Below are 1,162 nucleotides of genomic sequence, written 5' to 3'. Positions count from 1 at the left end.
AATGTCTTGAGGGGTCTTCGAACACCTCGTAGCGCTTAGAAGCACTTGCGGTGGACGATCGACGGGCCAGACTCGTCGTACTCCTCCTTGGAGATCCACATCTGCTGGAAGGTGGACAGCGAAGCCAGGATGGAGCCACCGATCCACACGGAGTACTTGCGCTCCGGGGGGGCGATGATCTTGATCTTCATGGTCGACGGGGCCAGCGCCGTCAGCTCCTTCTGCATGCGGTCGGCGATGCCGGGGTACATCGTGGTACCGCCAGACAGCACAACGTTGCCGTACAGGTCCTTACGGATGTCGACGTCGCACTTCATGATGGAGTTGTACGTGGTCTCGTGCACACCCGCGGCTTCCATGCCCAGGAACGAGGGCTGGAACAGGGCCTCGGGGCAGCGGAACCGCTCGTTGCCGATGGTGATCACCTGGCCGTCCGGCAGCTCGTACGACTTCTCGAGCGAAGACGAGGACGCGGCGGTCTGCATCTCCTCCTCGAAGTCCAGCGCGATGTAGCACAGCTTCTCCTTGATGTCACGGACGATCTCGCGCTCGGCAGTGGTGGTGAAGGCGTAGCCACGCTCGGTCAGGATCTTCATCAGGTAGTCGGTCAGGTCGCGGCCGGCCAGATCCAGACGGAGGATGGCGTGCGGCAGAGCGTAACCCTCGTAGATCGGGACAGTGTGCGACACACCGTCACCAGAGTCCAGCACGATACCGGTGGTACGGCCCGACGCGTACAGGGACAGCACAGCCTGGATGGCCACGTACATCGCGGGGGTGTTGAAGGTCTCGAACATGATCTGCGTCATCTTCTCACGGTTGGCCTTGGGGTTCAGCGGCGCCTCCGTCAGCAGAACCGGGTGCTCCTCAGGGGCCACGCGCAGCTCGTTGTAGAAGGTGTGGTGCCAGATCTTCTCCATGTCGTCCCAGTTGGTCACGATACCGTGCTCGATCGGGTACTTCAGGGTCAGGATACCACGCTTGGACTGGGCCTCGTCACCAACGTACGAGTCCTTCTGGCCCATGCCGACCATCACACCGGTGTGGCGGGGGCGGCCCACGATGGACGGGAACACCGCGCGGGGGGCGTCGTCACCGGCAAAGCCGGCCTTGCACATGCCCGAACCGTTGTCAATCACCAGAGCCTGAACCTCGTCCTCCA

At 62.5% G+C, this 1,162-nt stretch carries 1 protein-coding gene; it reads right to left on the bottom strand.

Annotated features, from left to right (window positions below; translation table 11 throughout):
• Positions 1 to 35 precede the first annotated feature (35 nt).
• Positions 36 to 1,162 (bottom strand): actin (locus tag IEZ06_RS35815; RefSeq protein WP_229799179.1); only part of this gene is annotated, 1,127 nt, incomplete at its 5' end.

Source organism: Planomonospora antibiotica (assembly GCF_014647955.1).
In the GTDB taxonomy this organism is placed as follows: domain Bacteria; phylum Actinomycetota; class Actinomycetes; order Streptosporangiales; family Streptosporangiaceae; genus Planomonospora; species Planomonospora parontospora.
Note: the sequence above shows the minus strand (reverse complement) of the source record. Positions and strands in the feature narration are given on the sequence as shown.